Origin of the sequence: Streptomyces sp. NPDC127092 (assembly GCF_042722475.1) — a bacterium.
GTDB lineage: Bacteria > Actinomycetota > Actinomycetes > Streptomycetales > Streptomycetaceae > Streptomyces.
In genome coordinates this window covers 1-1,191 of sequence record NZ_JBHXFE010000330.1, presented here as the reverse complement: position 1 = coordinate 1,191, position 1,191 = coordinate 1, and the positions used below count along the sequence as shown (strand labels likewise).

At 67.2% G+C, this 1,191-nt stretch carries 1 protein-coding gene; it reads right to left on the bottom strand.

Annotated features, from left to right (window positions below; translation table 11 throughout):
- Positions 1-1,086 carry an IS630 family transposase gene (locus tag ACFWJO_RS40140; RefSeq protein ID WP_386873286.1) on the bottom strand — a complete coding sequence of 362 codons (1,086 nt, stop codon included), beginning with the start codon at positions 1,084-1,086 and terminating at the stop codon, positions 1-3.
- Positions 1,087-1,191: the final 105 nt, after the last annotated feature.

Sequence of the window (1,191 nt, the reverse complement as noted above, 5' to 3'; positions counted from 1 at the left end):
CTAGTGACCTGGTTCGGAGATCCTGTCGCAGTAGCGGCAGATGCGGTCGAGGATCTGGTCGGCGGTCTTGGTCCATGTGAAGGGCCGGGCGTCGTCGTTCCACACCTTGATCCAGTCTTCGAGCGCGGTCTTGAGGGCGTCGAGTGAGCAGAACACCCCGCGTGCGAGGCAGCGTCGTTCCAGCTCGGCGAACCACCGCTCGACCTGGTTGATCCAGGACGAGTAGGTGGGGGTGAAGTGGAGCTGGAAGCGGGGGTGGGCGAGGAGCCACTTGTGCACCACGGGTGCTTTGTGGGCGGAGAGGTTGTCGCAGATGACGTGGACCGCCAGGCCGGGTTCGGTCTGGCGGTCGATCTCGTCGAGGAAGTCCCGGAAGTCGACCGCCCGGTGCTGGTCGGACAGCTTGCTGATGACCTTGCCGGTCGCGGTGTTCAGCGCGGCGAACAGGTCGACGGTGCCGTGGCGGACGTAGTCGAAGCTGCGCCGCTCGGGCACTCCCGGGATCATCGGCAGGACCGGCGCGGTCCGCTGAAGGGCCTGGATCTGGGGTTTCTCGTCGACCGCGAACACCACGGCGTTCGCCGGCGGGGCGAGATACAGACCGACGACGTCACGGATCTTGTCGATCAGGAATGGGTCGGGGGAGATCTTGAAGGTCTCGGTCCGCCAGGGCTGCAGGCCGAAGGCGTGCCAGATCCTCAGCACGCTCGCGGGCGAGATCCCCACGACCTTGGCCAGTTCCCGCTTGGACCAGTGCGTGCCCGCGGGAGGTGTCTCCTCCAGGGTGCGGACTACCACCTCTTCGACCTGGGCGTCGGTGATGGTCCGTGGGACCCCGGGCCGCGGCTCGTCCGCGAGTCCGTCGAGGCGGTCGCGCAGGAACCGGGTTCGCCAGCGGCGCACGGTGTCTCGGCCGACATCGAGCCGCGCGGCGACCACGGTGTTGTTCCAGCCGTTCGCGCACGCCAGCACGATGCGTGCGCGAACGGCAAGCCCCTGCGCGGTCGAGCGACGCTTCGCCCAGTTCTTCAAGGTCAGCCGCTCGACGTCCGACAGCACGACAGGTTCCAGCCGGGTATCGCCCATGCTCACAGCACAGCGCGAACACGTGGCCTGCCGCAGGCGAACACCGCAATCTGAAACAGGGGACGCCTCACGTGGCGACCCACCACCTCAAAACCAGGTCACTAG